General features: G+C 67.3%; 11 protein-coding genes. 8 read left to right on the top strand and 3 right to left on the bottom strand.

Going from position 1 to position 15,070, the window contains the following annotated elements:
- The first annotated feature begins 367 nt into the window (after positions 1-367).
- Positions 368-874 (top strand): subtilase-type protease inhibitor, encoded by a 507-nt coding sequence (locus tag ABD848_RS01510; RefSeq protein WP_344966450.1) that lies wholly within the window; start codon positions 368-370, stop codon positions 872-874.
- A 37-nt stretch (positions 875-911) separates the two neighbouring features.
- Positions 912-1,730 (top strand): TrmH family RNA methyltransferase, encoded by an 819-nt coding sequence (locus tag ABD848_RS01505; RefSeq protein ID WP_344966448.1) that lies wholly within the window; start codon positions 912-914, stop codon positions 1,728-1,730.
- Here ABD848_RS01505 and ABD848_RS01500 read toward each other — a convergent pair.
- On the bottom strand, positions 1,715-2,692 hold the full coding sequence (locus ABD848_RS01500; protein ID WP_344966446.1) for a diacylglycerol/lipid kinase family protein: 978 nt from the start codon (positions 2,690-2,692) through the stop codon (positions 1,715-1,717). The genes ABD848_RS01505 and ABD848_RS01500 overlap by 16 nt on opposite strands.
- A 552-nt stretch (positions 2,693-3,244) precedes the next feature.
- On the opposite strand from ABD848_RS01500, the gene ABD848_RS01495 reads away from it, so the two are divergent.
- The 5 genes from ABD848_RS01495 to ABD848_RS01475 all read left to right on the top strand — a co-directional run bounded on the left by ABD848_RS01495 (position 3,245) and on the right by ABD848_RS01475 (position 11,025).
- On the top strand, positions 3,245-4,144 hold the full coding sequence (locus ABD848_RS01495; protein WP_344966444.1) for a 2-hydroxyacid dehydrogenase: 900 nt from the start codon (positions 3,245-3,247) through the stop codon (positions 4,142-4,144).
- Positions 4,145-4,307: 163 nt separating this feature from the next.
- A complete protein-coding gene (locus tag ABD848_RS01490) occupies positions 4,308-6,005 on the top strand; it encodes a bifunctional 3'-5' exonuclease/DNA polymerase (RefSeq protein WP_344966442.1) in 1,698 nt (565 codons plus the stop codon).
- Between the two features lie 339 nt (positions 6,006-6,344).
- Complete coding sequence (locus ABD848_RS01485) at positions 6,345-7,337, top strand: C40 family peptidase (protein WP_425567376.1); 993 nt, start codon at positions 6,345-6,347, stop codon at positions 7,335-7,337.
- Positions 7,338-8,874: 1,537 nt separating this feature from the next.
- On the top strand, positions 8,875-9,738 hold the full coding sequence (locus ABD848_RS01480) for a hypothetical protein (protein ID WP_344966440.1): 864 nt from the start codon (positions 8,875-8,877) through the stop codon (positions 9,736-9,738).
- 93 nt (positions 9,739-9,831) lie between these two features.
- Positions 9,832-11,025, top strand: a complete 1,194-nt coding sequence (locus tag ABD848_RS01475; protein WP_425567385.1) for a fumarylacetoacetate hydrolase family protein — start codon at positions 9,832-9,834, stop codon at positions 11,023-11,025.
- 316 nt (positions 11,026-11,341) lie between these two features.
- Here ABD848_RS01475 and ABD848_RS01470 read toward each other — a convergent pair whose 3' ends face one another.
- On the bottom strand, positions 11,342-12,001 hold the full coding sequence (locus tag ABD848_RS01470; protein ID WP_344966436.1) for a hypothetical protein: 660 nt from the start codon (positions 11,999-12,001) through the stop codon (positions 11,342-11,344).
- A gap of 260 nt (positions 12,002-12,261) precedes the next feature.
- Here ABD848_RS01470 and ABD848_RS01465 point away from each other — a divergent pair, with 260 nt between their 5' ends.
- Positions 12,262-13,182, top strand: a complete 921-nt coding sequence (locus ABD848_RS01465) for a glycerophosphodiester phosphodiesterase (protein WP_344966434.1) — start codon at positions 12,262-12,264, stop codon at positions 13,180-13,182.
- A gap of 41 nt (positions 13,183-13,223) precedes the next feature.
- On the opposite strand, the gene ABD848_RS01460 is transcribed toward ABD848_RS01465, so the two are convergent.
- The gene (locus ABD848_RS01460; RefSeq protein ID WP_344966432.1) at positions 13,224-14,810 is read right to left on the bottom strand and encodes a beta-N-acetylhexosaminidase; all 1,587 of its coding nucleotides are present in this window, start codon (positions 14,808-14,810) and stop codon (positions 13,224-13,226) included.
- Between the last annotated feature and the right edge of the window lie 260 nt (positions 14,811-15,070).

Raw genomic sequence — 15,070 nt, 5'->3', positions numbered from 1 at the left:
GCCCGAGCGCTGTTGTGGCTGGATTGTGGGCGATGGGGAGAGTGTGCCGCCCCGGCGCGTCACCTCGCTGCGGCGTTGTGCGGCTGCTCTGATACGTGGCGGGGGAGGGGTGGGCAGGACGGGACTCGTGTGAAACCGGCCCACCCCGGCGTCACTCGGTGTCGGGGCTCGTTAAACTGCCGATATTGGTCGCCGGGCTACGTGCACCGTATTTTCGTTGGGCTGCCAGGCCAGTGTCCGTCAGTCGGGCGGGGTGACCAATCCCGATGTCGGGATACCGCGTTTCGGTTCTCGCGAGGGAGTGGACGATCCGAAACATATCCCCATTGTAGCTCTGTGTGATTATGTGAATTCATAGAGTGGTGTTATGCATAAGCTGAACTCTCGCCGGGGGGCTCCCGGCTCGACCGGCACCGTTGTGCTGGGCTCGCTCTGTTTCGGCGCAGCTTTCGCCTACGTCGCGGTCGTGGGGCTCTCTTTGGTGGCTCTGCCTGAAGAGCCGCTGGCGACTGAGCAGCTCAGCACTATGAGTGGCGTCAGCCAATTCTCGCGTGCCCCCGTGGCTTCCCTCAGCGTTACCGTCGACGACGGAGAGCGGACCTACCAGCAGACCCTCACCTGTAGCGGTGCTCCCGAGCGCGACCCGGCCGCCTGCTCCGCTCTCGCTGACAGTGTCCGGGGCGAGCGGGCCGGCAGCCCCTTCGACGAGGTTCCCCCTGGCGCGATCTGCACCGACACCAGTTACGGCCCCGAGCGCGCCACCATCACCGGTGTGTGGAACGGGCAACGAATCGACACCGAACTCTCCCGCCAAGGCTCTTGTGAGGAGGCCCGATGGCAGCGGCTGACCTCTCTCACCCGGCCGTTGGAGTGACACGCACCCCCGCTCGGCAGCCGAGGCGAGCGCAGACATGAGCGTCATCGAGATCTCCGATGGCGATGACGAGCGGCTCGCCGACTACATGCGCCTGCGCGACGTCAATCTGCGCAAGCGCCTCGAAACTGAGCACGGGCTTTTCATGGCCGAGGGGGAAAAGGTCATCCGCAGGGCGCTACGCGCCGGCTATCTGCCCCGCTCACTGCTGCTTACCCGGCGGCGTATAGCGACACTGGGCGATGTGGTCGAGGCTGTCGACGCCCCCACCTATCTCGTCACCGAGGAGACGGCTCGTCGCACTGTTGGCTTCGACCTGCACCGGGGGGCGCTGGCATCGTTTCACCGTCGCGCGTTGCCCGATGTCGTCACGGTGCTGCGCGGTGCCCGGAACGTGGTGGTGCTGGAGGACGTCGTCGACCACACCAACGTTGGCGCTATCTTCCGTAGCGCCGCAGGGCTGGGGGTCGACGCTGTCGTGCTCGCCCCCCGGTGTGCCGATCCGCTGTACCGTCGCGCTGTCAAAGTGTCGATGGGTGCGGTGTTCACCCTGCCCTATGCCCGGTTGACGGATTGGTACGCCGGGCTGCGCACGCTGCGCGAGCAGGGGTTCACCCTCTTGGCGTTGACGCCAGACCCCACCGCCCCGACTCTGGGCCGCTCGCTGGCTACCGCCGGCCCCGACAACCGGCATGCGCTGCTGTTGGGAACTGAGGGCGATGGGCTCTCCTCGCGCTGGTTGAGTTGGGCCGACGTGTGCGTGCGCATTCCCATGGCCCAACGTGAAGTCGATTCGCTCAATGTCACCGCCGCAGCCGCGATCGCCTGTTATGAGCTGGCTCAGGCCGGGGGCTGATCTGGCTCTCGCTCACCGGTGAGGGCCTGCGCGACGGCCACGAAGTTCCAGGCTCCGGGCAGCACCGTCCAGGTGCGCGCGGTGATCTCGCGGTGGATCTCGCCGTCGTTGCTCGCCGTTACCGGCTCGCCGAAGACCGACACGGTGCGCGCGCGGCGCCGGTGGACGTCGATCTCTAAGGGGTGGGTCCCTCGGTGCACCCGGATGGCGTGCGCCGTGCGCCGCCAGAAGCCACGCGAGCGCGACACCACGAGGCTGATGTCGCCGTCGTCGGGGCGGGCGTCCGGATCGAGGGTGCCGGCGCCACCGCCGACGAATCGGCCGTTGGCCAACCCCACCAGCAGTGTCTTGTGGTGCGCCCCGATCACCACGTCGCCGTCGGCCTCGACCCGCAGCCGGTAGCCCTGGGCCGCCCAGCCGGCAATGAGACCGCCGACGGGGAAACTCATCGGCCCCAGCGCCTGCTTCCAGCGGGCGGCTTGCAGCGTGGAGTCGGCCCCCACCCCCAGATGCACGGCGTTGACCGTGACCTCCCCGGCGTCGTCGACGAAGAGGTCCATCGGCCGAGACAGGCCGTTGAGAAACGTCGCCGCGGCTCGTTGCGGAGCCAGCGGGATGTCCATGCCTCGGGCGAAGTCGTTGCCTGTCCCTAACGGGATCAGGCCAATGGTGCGTTCGGCCAGCTCTGAGCGCCGGTACAGTGCGTTAACGACGGCGTGCAGGCTGCCGTCGCCTCCCGCCACAATCACGGTGCTGTAACCCCGCTCCAGGAGTTTGTCCAGGTCTGCGGCGTTTCCTGCGGAGACGACCTCCACCGCGTCGGTGCCCGACACGGCCAGTTCCGCGACGGCGGCCCTGAGTTGGGCATCCTCATTGGTTCCGGCCTGGGAGTTGCTGATCACCTGGATACCACCGGAATGCCTTCGGCCCTCGGAGGCGGGAGGAGTGGGAGGCGTAGGCATGTCGTCACCTTCTGCGTGCTGGCGGTTGGGTCGACGGTGGGTGCCGGCCGGGACTGGCCTGCCTGTCACCCCCGTTGCCGGCTGGGAGCGCGCCGCGACGGCGAGCAGCAGAGCATCGGTGCAGTTGGTCGAGTTGGAGCCCGAGCGCCCTCAGCCGACGCCAGGAGAACTGATCTGGGACGGTAGGGATTCCCGTCCGAGCGGCGGTGCAGCCGGAATTCCGCCACCAGGAGCCGGAAAAATCCTCTCGACATTGCCTTGAGGGTGCAGGAGGGCCGCATCGGAGGGGCCGATCGGCTGCCGACGCCTCGGTGGAGCCGGTTCCGGCCGCGGGACGGCGGGCTCCATTGGCCATTGTGTCCTTGCGCGACGGGCTACGCGGTATCGGCCCCCCGCCTGCCGTGGTGCCGGGGAGCCGCGGCGGCACCTGGTAGCTTCTCTCTCGCGCGAGGTCGGTGAGCATCGGAAAAAGGGGGCGGATCGGCGCCCGCCCGCCTGGACGCGCTCGACGGCGCCGGCATCCGAGCCAACCGGCAGTGAAGGAGGCGGGACATGACGGGGTGGATTCTGGTGCCCTGGAGCTATAACAGGGACAACGCGCCGGAGGGGCTCGCGGTGGAGGTCTACGACGGCGAGGGAGAGCCGTCGGTGGACCTCTCCGAGGTCGTCTTCTACGTCGTGCCTTACGCGCGTCCGGCGGCGATGAGGTTGCTGGCTCGCATGCCCCATGTACGGGTAGTGCAGGTACTGACCGCCGGATACGAGACCGTTTTGCCCCTGCTGCCGGAGACCGCCGACCTTTACAACGGACGTGGCCTGCACGACGCCAGCACGGCCGAACACGCAGTGGCGCTCATGCTCGCCGCCCAGCGCGAACTGCCTCGATGGGGCGCCGATCAGGAGCGCCACGTCTGGCAGCCCCACTTCACTCGTTCCCTCGCCGACAGTCGGGTGCTCATCGTCGGCTACGGCAGTATCGGCGCGGCGATCGAGGCGCGGTTGCGCCCCTTCGAGGTCGAGGTCCTCCGATTGGCGCGCCGGCCTCGCCCTGAGGCGGGGGTGCACGGTATCGACGAGCTGCACTCCCTGCTGCCCGCCGCTGACATCGTGGTCATCGCCACGCCGCAAACCCCACAGACACAGGCACTCGTCGGGGGGCCGGAGTTGCGGCTGTTGCCCGACGACGCGCTCGTGGTCAACGTGGGGCGCGGGCCGGTGCTCGACACCGGCGCCTTGCTAGAGCAGCGTGGGCGGGTACGCGCAGCTCTCGATGTGACCGACCCCGAGCCGCTGCCCGCCGATCACCCGCTGTGGCAGGCGCCGGGTGTGTTGATTACTCCCCACATCGCCGGGGGATCGGCGACTTTCTACCCGCGTGCTCGGCGGTTCGTCGACGCCCAGTTGCGTCGGTGGGTCGCCGGTGAGCCGCTAGTCAACCGCGTAACTCCCTGACCGGCTTTGGCAGCGAAGTGCGCAAGTGCGGCTAAGTGGTGCAAGAACGCGGCCGTGGACCGACCCCTGTTGTCTCCTAGGAAGCGTTCCGACCGGTCACCGTGAACTGCGGGGCGCCGCGTGCCCCTGGGGTTTCGGTCCGATCGCGGAGCACACTGGAGATATGCGTATCGCGGTGGTTCCCGACGGCGAGGGTGGGGGACGCCTGTGCGAACTCGGCTCCGACGCGGTTTCGCCAGGCGACTTCTGGCACGTCAGCGATCTCGCGGGAGTCATCGCCGACTACGAGGCACACAGCGCTGAGCCGCCACGGTGGGTATGGAGCGCAACCGAGGACGTCTACCCACCGTTAGTGGAGCACATGCTGCGCGTTGGCCGTTGCCACGATGTGACCCTAGTCGAGGCGTTGCTGCTGGGCTATGAGGGGCACTTCGGTCAGGGGCGGTCGCTGGGAGCGGCGTGGGCCCGGCTGCACGGCCGCGAGGCGCCAGTGGAGCCCGGTCATCGGGAGGCTATGGTGGCCCCGCGCCCTCCCATGCTCTTCACCCCTGACCGGTCGCTGCTGCCGGCCGGTGTCGATCAACTGGCCGCGCTGGTCGAGGTCCACGCCGATCAACTGCGGCGCATCGCCTCAGTCGAGCACCCCGAACGGTTTGCGCTGTTGGCGGCGGTGGAGTCAGCGGGAGCCTTAACGGCTGTGGAGATGAGCAACGATGGTGTCCCCTGGCGCGCCGATGTCCACGACGAGTTGCTCACCCAGCATTTGGGGCCGCGCCCGCTCGGCGGGGGACGTCCCCCGGTGCTGGTTGAGTTGGAGGAGCGGATCAACGAGGCGTTCGGCCTCGGCCGTAGCGTCAATCCTGACTCTCCCGCTCAGGTGCTTGAGGCGTTCCAGGAGATCGGGTATCCGCTGCCCTCCACACGCTCCTGGGTGCTCAGCCGGGTCGACCACCCCGTCGTGCCGCTGCTGCTGCGCTACAAGGAACTGTCGCGCCTGTACACCTCTCACGGCTGGGCATGGCTGGAACGGTGGGTGCGTCACGGCCGGTTCCGCCCCGATTATGTGGTGGGCGGTGTCGTTTCAGGGCGGTGGGCCACGCGGGGCGGCGGCGCCCAGCAGATCCCCAAGCTGGTGCGGCGAGCGGTTATCGCCGACCCCGGGTGGCGGCTTGTCACCGTCGACGCCGGCCAGCTCGAACCCCGCATTCTGGCTGCTGTGTCTGGAGACCGTAGGTTGGCTGAGGCAGCCGCCGACAGCGACCTCTACACGTGGTTAGCCGGAGCCTTCGGCGGGGATCGCGACCGCGCCAAACTCGCCGTCTTGGCGGCTATGTACGGGCAACGAGAGGGTGACGCCGCCGCCTCGCTGCGCACGATGCGCCGGTTTTTCCCGCGCGCGATGGAGTATCTGGACAATGCTGCCCGCGCGGGCAAGCAGGGGCGTTTAGTGCGTTCCTGGCTGGGCCGTACCTGCCCGCCGCCTTCGCCGCTGTGGCAGCGTTCCGGCGGCGCCTCTCCGCGGCAGCCGCCGTCCGCGCATGGGGTCCCCAGCCGGGCCGTTGCGGAACGTGGCCGATTCACCCGCAACTTCGTCATCCAGGCCACTGCCGCGGAGTGGGCTCTGGTCTTCATGGCCGGGGTCCGGCGTCGACTCAGCGAGATCGAGGCCTCCCCGGCGGCGCCGCAGTTAGTTTTCTTTCAACACGATGAACTCGTGCTTCATGTGCCCCAAACTCTGGTCAGCGAGACCGTGGCTGCCCTTCGGGAAGCGGAGCTGGAAACGAGGAGACTGCTTTTTGGTCGCGTTGACCTGCGTTTCCCGCTCGATATTGCGATCGTTGAATGCTATGCCGACGCATAAGGGCACAATGTCGGTATTATTCCTAAAGCAATCTTTAGTCGGGTATGTCAGCCTCGTGGGTTACTTGAAACCTGCACACTTTGCACTCATGCTTATACCCGACGTTGTCCAGGGTCGGGAAGGTGAGGTTGGACGGTGCGACACCATCGTCTGTCGGCGTGCGCGGGGACAACGGTCGTCTTCGCTGTGGCTTTCTCCGCTGTGGGAGCTCCGGCATGGGCGGAGCCGACGCCCAACGTCCAGGAGCGTCCTCCTGTCAACGCCTACGGCCTTCCTGCCGATACCGCCTCACCTACTCCGAAAAGCACTGCCGATCCTCGCCAGAGGAGCGCACCCCCCGTGGCTGACAAGGCAGCGCTGCGGGACGAGGTCAAGGTGGCTCCCTTCCGCGAGGCGCGTTCCCGAGAGTACTTCGCTGCCGCCAGTACCGCTCTGTCGCGCGAGACGGTGCGCAAAGTCCGTGAACTTTCCGCTGTCGCCGCCGTCGAGGTGGTGGACGCGGCCAGTGTGCGTATCGCCGGCGTCCCTACCGCTGTCCTGGGAGTGAACCCCTCGACGTTTCGCAACTACGCTCCCCGGCCTTCGGCTACCTCTGATGAGATCTGGCAGGGCATCGCTGCGGGGCGGATCGCGCTCTCGGAGGATGTGGGTAAGCAGCGCGAGCTGCAACTGGGGACCGATGTCACCGTCGCCGGCGGCAAAGGCGAGGTCGACAAGCAGGTATGGACGCACGCGACCTCCGGTGTCGCCGGGATCGACGCGCTCATCTCCCGCAGCGCTGCGGCCGAGCTTGGCTTCCCCCGCGGCAACGGGATCATCGTCTCGGCTCCCGATGCCGATGTGTGGGAGCTCGGAGAGCAGTTGGCCGATGTTCTCGGCCCCGATGTGGGGTTGCAGGTGCTCGCGGAGCAGCCGCAACCGCGTCCCCAACAGTCGGCGGGCGAGGCAGTCGCCGACTCCACGCTGGAGACGATGATCTCCGCGGCCAAGTCCAAAATCGGCCAGCCTTATGTCTGGGGAGCCGAAGGCCCGGACTCCTTCGACTGCTCGGGATTGGTCCAGTGGGCGTTCGCTCAGGCCGGGGTCTCGGTGCCGCGCGTGACCCACAACCAGTGGTGGGCGGGCGAACACATCGACTACGCCGAGGCGCGCAGAGGCGACCTGCTCTTTTGGCGCACCGACCCCACCGCCCCCGACTACATCTCCCACGTCGCCATCTATCTGGGGGACGGCAGGATGCTGGAGGCGCCCGGATCGGGTGACGTCGTCAAGATCACCAACGTGCGTCTCGCCAATATGGCCGGCGCCGTGCGCGTACACATCGACCGTTAGGCGCTCCACGGCGCTGCGACCGTCACGCGCCCCGACTCCCGACCTCGAGGCGCGGGCGGTCCGTACACAGGACGGAGGGGCCGCGCCGCGCCGACGCGACCCCTCCTTATCCGCGGCAGGTCCAACCGGGAGGGGCGGGCTGGGCCGTTCGCGGGGGGAGACGGGGCGTTTCACTGAGGGAGGGGGTGCCAGCGAAACGGGCCCCGCATAAGGCTTGATCATCGAAGTATTCGATTATCGGACGCCGCCTTTGCTGCGGGAACACACGAGGGTCCGCGTCAAGGTAAGCAGCGTATGAGCGTTTTCGCAAGGCCGGTGGCAGGCAAAACTGCGCTCTCTTGCGCTTCAAAGTAGCTGAAACGTCACGCTATTATGGCAAATCAGTCATGATCTCGGTGGCTGCACGCTCTTCGAGCGTCGCGTGCCGTGCGCCGCTGTGGGAGGCGAACTGTCCACAGGCTTCCGGGGCCATGGCCGCCCCCGCGGTGGCCCCACCGGTCGCGGGGCCCTCCCAGTAACGCGGGCACGCTCGTTTCGCCGGCTACCTCCGAAGGTACTGGTAGCACCCGCGGCTATCGGCCGCGGGAGAGGGGCGCTGGCAGCGACATCCCTCGCCTGAGTGAGTCTGTGGCCTGGGCGTGGCTGCGGCCGACCAGCCGGCGATCCTCCAGGGTACGCAGGATGCAATGACTGATGAAACGGCGTGCACTCTCAGTTCACAGGCCGGGCGGCGATGGTGACGGGCGCCCTCGCGCAGCCGCTCCCAGCTCCCGGGGTCCTCGATCGAGGGGCGGGCAGCGTGTGCTCGCGGCCTCCGCACACCCCGGCGGGAAGGGCCATGTATCCCCTGATGGCAAGTGATGAGGCTGGTTGGGAAACCGATCGGCTTTCCGGGAGTCCAGCTCTGGCTTCACCGGGGCCAAGGGGCGGTCTGTGAAGCAGGAACCAGGGCAATCTCGCGACGAAGCACCGCGGCCGGCCAAGAGCTGGGGGAACCTTTTGACGGAGAAATGTTCCCACCACAATCGCACGCTCAGGGAGAACGTGGCGCAAACCAAGATTCCCTCCTCATGGCGCTTTTAGGTATTTTCTGCTGTTCACAGGTTTTTCATAGTTTTGCCGGCCAGCATGTCGTTGCGCGTTTCCAGCGCCGTTCGCGTCCCCCGCGCGTCCGGCGAACCGGACCGCGCTCCCGCCCAGCTTTTCCGAGGCGGCGAGCACGCGCCCCGCCCAAGGGGAAGTCGGCATAAGCTCGGTATCGCAGTGACCGGCCGTGATCGCCATAGGCATCAGGTGCGGGCAGGGCGCCACCATCGCCCACGGAAGCATTCAGGGGCCCACCCGCCTGCCACGACGAACGCACCAGTGCGCCGACACCACTCAGACCACACGAGAAGGAGGGAAGGGCTTCCTCCCCGCCTGCGGGTCGAGGTCGTTGCCCCGGATATTCGATGACCGACACCGCCCACACCCCCGAGCTGAGGCCGGCACACCGCCGGCTCCATGCCCCAGCTCCCCGTCCCATCGCGGAGCGCTGATGGAGTCGGCCACCGCTGTCTTGCTGCGCGGCCTTGCCGATGACGCCGGTCTGTTGCCGCCGGCACAGTTGACGATGCCCGCAGCACTTGACCGCCACCGCTCCGATCAGGCTCGCGGCCATCCCATGCTCACGAACCGCTTGCTGTGCCCCTTGAGCAGATGGCGGGAGCTACAGTCCTGCCTGCTTGAGATCGACCGGATCGACGTGGGCGTCATCCTCGACACTGACGATGGACGCGCCGGTATGGTCGACATCGCCGACGCGCGGGTGCGCCTCACGCATTACGAGGCCCGTGCCAGCGCCGTCGATGCTGGGCAAGCCGTCCGCTTCTTGCGCAAAACCCGTGGGCAGCCGCACTCTGCCCAGTCAGCGCTGCCGGTCTACCTTGAACTCGACCACACAGGCGACTGGCCCGCCACGGTCGCGCAGCTCAGCGGCGCCTCCCCGTTAGGGGTCACGCTCCGCTGCGACGGTCCCCCCACCGCTTCGGAGTCACCTCTCCCCTCGGACCGTGACGTCGCCGACTTTGTCGCCGCCTGCGTGGCCCACAGTGTCCCCTTCCGGGCCGTGGCCGCCTCCCGTTGCGCCGCTCGCTATACCGACCCCGCCACTCGGGAAGTGTGGCACGGCTATCTCAATCTGCTGCTGGCCACTGCTGTCGCGGTGGCGGGCGGCGACACTGCCGAGGTCGCCCACGCCTTAGCCATCGACGACGCCGCCCAGCTTGCTCTTCGGCTCCGGAAGCTGGACAAATCCGTCGCGGTGCGCGTCAGGCAACTGTTCGCCGGATACGGTGCCTGCGACACCCATCAGCCCGTTTACGAGGCCCAGCGGCTCGGAATGGCCGAGACTATTACTTAGCGGGCACTCTGGGGCCAACAGCAGCGGACTCTCGTCGCCCCGAAGGCGGTGCGCCGTCACCACAAAACGTTGCCGTTGCGATACGCGAGGAGGATCGTGGCAAGCTGGCTACCTGGAGCCGACGAATCGGGGTTCGGCGCCGACAACCTGCCTTACGGGATCTTCTCCCGTCCTGGAGACGCTCCCCGCGTTGGCGTGCGCATCGGCGATTTTGTCCTCGATCTCGCCGCTGCGTTAGGTGATCCCGAGTTCTTCGCCTCCTCGCTCATCCCCTTCATGGCGCGCGGCTCCACCGCATGGCGAGCCACCCGCGCCAAGGTCGGCGGCATGCTCACCGCAGGGGCACCCCAGGCCACAGTCCGCCCCCACCTTCTCCCGCTGGACAGCGTCACACTGTGGGCTCCTTTCGAGGTCGCGGACTATATCGACTTCTCCTGCTCGTTGGAGCATGCCACCAACCTCGGTCAGATCCTGCGTCCTGACAGCGCCGGGTTGCCCGCCAACTGGCGTCACCTGCCCGTGGCCCACCACGGCCGGTCCGGCACGGTTGTGGCCTCGGGCACGGAGGTGACGCGCCCTTACGGACAACTCCGCGCGCCAGGGGAGACGTATCCGCGTTTCGGCCCTAGCACCAGCCTTGATCTCGGAGCGGCACTGGGCTTCGTCGTCGGCGCGCCCACCCCGCTGGGACGGCCGGTTCCCGTTTCTGAGTTCGCCGAGCACGTCTTCGGTGTGGTGCTCGTCAACGACTGGAGGGCCCACGATGTCCAGGCCTGGGAGAGCGGGCCGCTTGGACCGTTCCTGGCGACGTCATTCGCGACGTCGATCTCGCCTTGGGTCGTGCCCCTTGACGCTTTGGGCGCCGCTCGGTTCGCCGGCCGCCAGCAAGCTCCCCTCCCAATGCCGCACCTGCGGCGAGTAGCCGACTGGGGGCTCGATATCGCCTTGGAGGTCCGTCTCAACGGCGAGGTAGTCTCTCGCCCGCCCTACGCAGCCGTGTACTGGACGCCCGATCAAATGTTGGCCCACCTGACCAGCAACGGGGCCGCGCTGCGTTCGGGGGACCTCTACGCCTCGGGCACGGTCTCCGGAGCGCGCCCGGACCAGCGCGGGTCACTGCTGGAGTTGTCCTGGGGTGGGGCCGAACCAGTGGGGCTGACCGACGGTTCGACCCGCAGCTTCCTGGCCGACGGCGACACCGTGACTCTTTCAGGGTGGGCGCGGGGGATGGCCGGGGGCGCGATCTCGCTCGGTGAGGTCGTGGGAACCGTCCGCGCGGTCGCGTAGTGAGCCACGCGGGACCGTGCTGATCGCACCCCCGGCGGGTCCGCCCTCATCCTCTTGCGCGCGGACCCGTCTCCCCAGGAGCCGGGCCGCCGCTCAGAGCCGGTGATGCAGCCTCGCCAAGGCAGGGCCGCAGCACCATGGCGGGGGACGCTGCCCCTGCGCGGCTCCGGTCGCCCGCCGTCTTGGCGCCCCGCGCTTCACGCGCGCTTCAGGGACACGCTGTGTTCGTCTCGGCACAACCCTGACAGGTGTCTTCGCTGCCGGCCACGTTCGGGGTGTTTCGCTGCCGTCTTAGGGTGTCTCGCCGGCAGGCTCGTTACAGGCGCAACCAGCCACTGAGGGTGCTCGGTAGTTGGGCGCTGCCTTGCCACGACGGCTGCTGGAACTGGTTCGTCTCCTGCCAGGAGGGCTGCTGGACCGTGCCGGTGTCGTTGGTCGAGTCGTCGCTTGGGTTGACGCCCTCGGCCATCCGGGTCAGCTCGGCGCTGCCCCAGTGGTTGGGGTCCAGGTACACGCCTACGCCGACGCCCTCACGTTGCAGCCAGAACAACTGGCCCGTGGCCGGCGACAGGTACCCCTCGGAGTCGTTCACCTCGATCGGCCGTAGCGAGCCGGTCAGGTCGGGATAGTACGTGTCGCGCAGCGCTGCGAGGTCGGTCAGGTCCTCGTTTCGCATGACCGTCATCTTCGCCAGCGAGGAGCCGTCCGCCCTCAGCCACGCGATGAAGGTCGTGCGGCTACCGTCGCGCTCACTGCGGCTCTCGGCCTGAATCCCATGTTCGTCCAGGTCTTCGGGCAGGTAGGTCACGGCGAATCCGTCCACCGTGTAGGTGTCCCCGTCCCGCACGATCGTCTGCTGATGGGGCTGTTGCTGGCCGGCTGTGGCGGCTGTGGCACTCGGGAGGCCGATCCCGGCCATGCAGGCGGCGGTGACGGCTCCCGCCAGCGCAACTCCTCGCAGATGTGGCCTACGCATACTCACCTCTTCGCGTGATTGCTTCTCATCGTCACGGCGGCACCAGCAGTGATGCCGCCACGACAACAAAAATCTCACATAGAGTATTCACTAAATCTCTTTCTGTTACTAGTGTCGTGTGGTCCCGCCTGAAGTCACCGGTATTTGTCCGGCATCGCACCGTTTTCCCTATGGGCACCGGCGACTTGACCACCTGACACGCCGTGGTAACCGTTCGCGATCATCCTGATTGGTCAGTGAAGCCACTCGTTGGGAGTGCCATGCTCACCCGACTCGGTGCCCTTGCCGCCCTTGTCGCCGTTCTCACGTTCTTGGCCGGCACAGTCGGTATCCCCGGCTCCGCCGCCTCCCGCGAAAACCGCACTTCCGACGAGCACGCCGTACCACGTAAAGGACCCTCTCCCGTGATCGATGTCGCCCATCGCGGCGCCTCCGCCTATGCCCCCGAGAACACCCTCGCCGCGATCGACGAGGCCCAAGCGCGAGGGGCGACCGCAGTCGAAGTCGACGTGCAGCGCACGCGAGACGGTCAGCTCGTCCTCATCCACGACACCACGTTGGCGCGCACCACCGATGTTGAGGAGGTCTTTCCAGATCGGGCTCCCTACAACGTCGGCGACTTCACCCTGACCGAAATCCGTCGCCTTGACGCCGGCGCGTGGTTCGACGCCGGCTATGCCGGTGAACGTGTTCCCACGCTCCAGCAGGGACTCGACCGGCTCCGCGGGCACGGGCTGAACCTGCTGTTGGAAGTGAAGTCGCCCCAGCTCTACGACGGAATCGAGACCGACATCGCCGAGGTCCTTTGGCGCAACCGGTGGTGGCTCACCCCGGCGGGGCAGGGCTACCCGCCGCGCCTGACCGTGCAGAGCTTCGACTGGGCGGCTATGGAACTCTCCCACAGCCTGTTGCCGGATGTGCCTCACGGCTTGCTCGGGAAGGTCCCCGCTGCGGAGATTCCCACCTACGCCCGGTGGGCCGACCAGATTAACCCCAGTCACACCGACATCGACGCCGGCTATGTCGAAGCCGTTCACGCGGCGGGGATGCGGACGTTCGTCTACACTGTCAACGACCCAGCCGACATGCGCACCGCTATCGACCGTGGGGTTGACGGCATCATCTCCGACCGGCCCGATGTCGCGCGCAAGATCATCGAGGAGCTCGCTGCGCTCCCGTGAGCTCCCCGACGCGCGCCGTCTCCGCTGGAACCCGCTTCCGCTCAGGGGCGTCCCGGCACTCCCGGGCGCTGCTGCCAGGGGTGCGGTCCCGTCAACGGACGGTACTCCACGCCGGCCGCGTCAAGACGTTCGAGGTGTGACCGCAGCCGTGGCAAAAACTCCGTGAAGTCGCGCTCTCGGGGGCTCCACACCGTTTCAGCGAACGCCGAGAGGCGGGGAAACACCATGAAGTCCACGGTTCGTGGCGAGTCCATGTGCTCGGTCCACACATTGGCCTGGGCGCCGATGACGTGGCGGGCCTCCTCGTGGCTGAGTTCGGTCGGTATCGGCTCGGCGGCGTAGACATCGGCGAGCGACAGCACCGGACCGACCGGGATGGGTTCCTCTGATGAGGCCGACTGTCGGTAGTCCAGATAGGAGGTCTGCGTCGGGCACATCACAACGGTGTGTCCCGCTCGCGCCGCTGCGATTCCGCCCGCGGGGCCGCGCCAGGAGGCCACGGCCGCACCGGGGGCGAGTCCACCATCGAGGATCTCGTCCCATCCGAGGAGTTTGCGCCCGCGGGCGGTGAAGTAACTGTCGAATTGGCGGATGAACCAGCTTTGCAGCTCGTCCTCATCGGTCAGGCCTTCGGCGCGGATGCGTTGCTGGGCCAAGGAACTGGCCCGCCACTGTCCTTTGGGGCACTCGTCGCCGCCGATGCAGATGTACTCGCTGGGGAACACCTCCATCACCTCGTCGAAGACGTTTCGGTAGAACTCCAGCGTGGCGTCGGAGACGTTGAGAACGTCCTCGATGACGCCCCATGTTCGGCCGACTGCTATCTGGCCGGATTCGCCCAGTTCGGGGTAGGCGGCGATCGCTGCCTGCGAGTGGCCGGGGATGTCGATTTCGGGGACGACGGTGATGTGGCGTTGTGCTGCGTAGCCGACGAGCTCGCGGAGGTCGTCTTGGGTGTAGTACCCCCCGTGGGGGCGGCCGTCGAAGGTGGGAGGCAAGCCGGCGCCCACCTGGCTCTCATGGCGCCACGCCCCCACCTCGGTCAGCCGCGGGTACCGCTTGATCTGCACCCGCCACCCCTGGTCGTCGGTGAGGTGCAGGTGGAGCACGTTCAACTTGTGCATGGCCAGCAGGTCGATGAACCGCAGGAGGTCGTGTTTGGGCATGAAGTGCCGAGCAACGTCGAGCATGCATCCCCGCCAGCTAAAACGGGGCCGGTCGGCGATCCGTACCGGCGGCACGGCCCAGGTGCTCCCGCCTATCGGGGCCCGCCGGTAGGCTGCGGCGGGCAAGAGTTGCCGCAGCGTTTGCGCGCCGTAGAACACACCGGCCGGATCGGTGCCCACGATCGACACCCCCGATCCGGTGGCTGTCAGTTCGTAGCCTTCGCTGCCCAGTCCGGCATCGGGTCTGACCCGCAGGGTGATGTGAGGCCCTTCGCCGTCGGTGACCGGAGCGAGCGCCAGGCCGGTGGCCGCCCCCACCTCGGTTCGTAGCCATTGGGCGGTCGCGGCACAGGCGGCATCGGCGTCCAGCCCCGAACGGTCGGTCAGAGCGGGGCCAGCGCCGTGGCCGGCGACGTATTCCACGGGGCGGGGGAGCAACGACGCCGGCGCGTTTTCGAGCATGCGAGACTCCTTGCGGTCTAGACCAGTTCTCGGTCCTCATGATCGCATCGCATGTTCACAGGGGGTGGTGGCTGTACGGTCTGCGCGCTTCTCGGGTTGACCAGGGGATTCCACAAAAACTGTGATTTGCGTCACGGTAAAGCCTTATCGAACTGTAGCGATGGAGGAGGTAGAAAGGGCTGTGGGAGCCCTCCCATGGGAGCCCTCCCATAGGGTTGCTATGGGGGACAACAGGCGTTTCGAGAGATTGAGTGCATTAT

It is taken from the genome of Salinactinospora qingdaonensis (assembly GCF_039539445.1).
Classification (GTDB): domain Bacteria; phylum Actinomycetota; class Actinomycetes; order Streptosporangiales; family Streptosporangiaceae; genus Salinactinospora; species Salinactinospora qingdaonensis.
This window is presented reverse-complemented; position numbering and strand designations above follow the sequence as displayed.

Excerpts from the sequence above, each read along its gene's own strand:
- ABD848_RS01460 (WP_344966432.1), bottom strand. The coding sequence starts at position 14,810 with ATGCTCGAAAACGCGCCGGCGTCGTTGCTCCCCCGCCCCGTGGAATAC.
- ABD848_RS01480 (WP_344966440.1), top strand. The coding sequence starts at position 8,875 with ATGGAGTCGGCCACCGCTGTCTTGCTGCGCGGCCTTGCCGATGACGCC.
- ABD848_RS01470 (WP_344966436.1), bottom strand. The coding sequence starts at position 12,001 with ATGCGTAGGCCACATCTGCGAGGAGTTGCGCTGGCGGGAGCCGTCACC.
- ABD848_RS01505 (WP_344966448.1), top strand. The coding sequence starts at position 912 with ATGAGCGTCATCGAGATCTCCGATGGCGATGACGAGCGGCTCGCCGAC.
- ABD848_RS01465 (WP_344966434.1), top strand. The coding sequence starts at position 12,262 with ATGCTCACCCGACTCGGTGCCCTTGCCGCCCTTGTCGCCGTTCTCACG.
- ABD848_RS01495 (WP_344966444.1), top strand. The coding sequence starts at position 3,245 with ATGACGGGGTGGATTCTGGTGCCCTGGAGCTATAACAGGGACAACGCG.
- ABD848_RS01510 (WP_344966450.1), top strand. The coding sequence starts at position 368 with ATGCATAAGCTGAACTCTCGCCGGGGGGCTCCCGGCTCGACCGGCACC.
- ABD848_RS01490 (WP_344966442.1), top strand. The coding sequence starts at position 4,308 with ATGCGTATCGCGGTGGTTCCCGACGGCGAGGGTGGGGGACGCCTGTGC.
- ABD848_RS01500 (WP_344966446.1), bottom strand. The coding sequence starts at position 2,692 with ATGCCTACGCCTCCCACTCCTCCCGCCTCCGAGGGCCGAAGGCATTCC.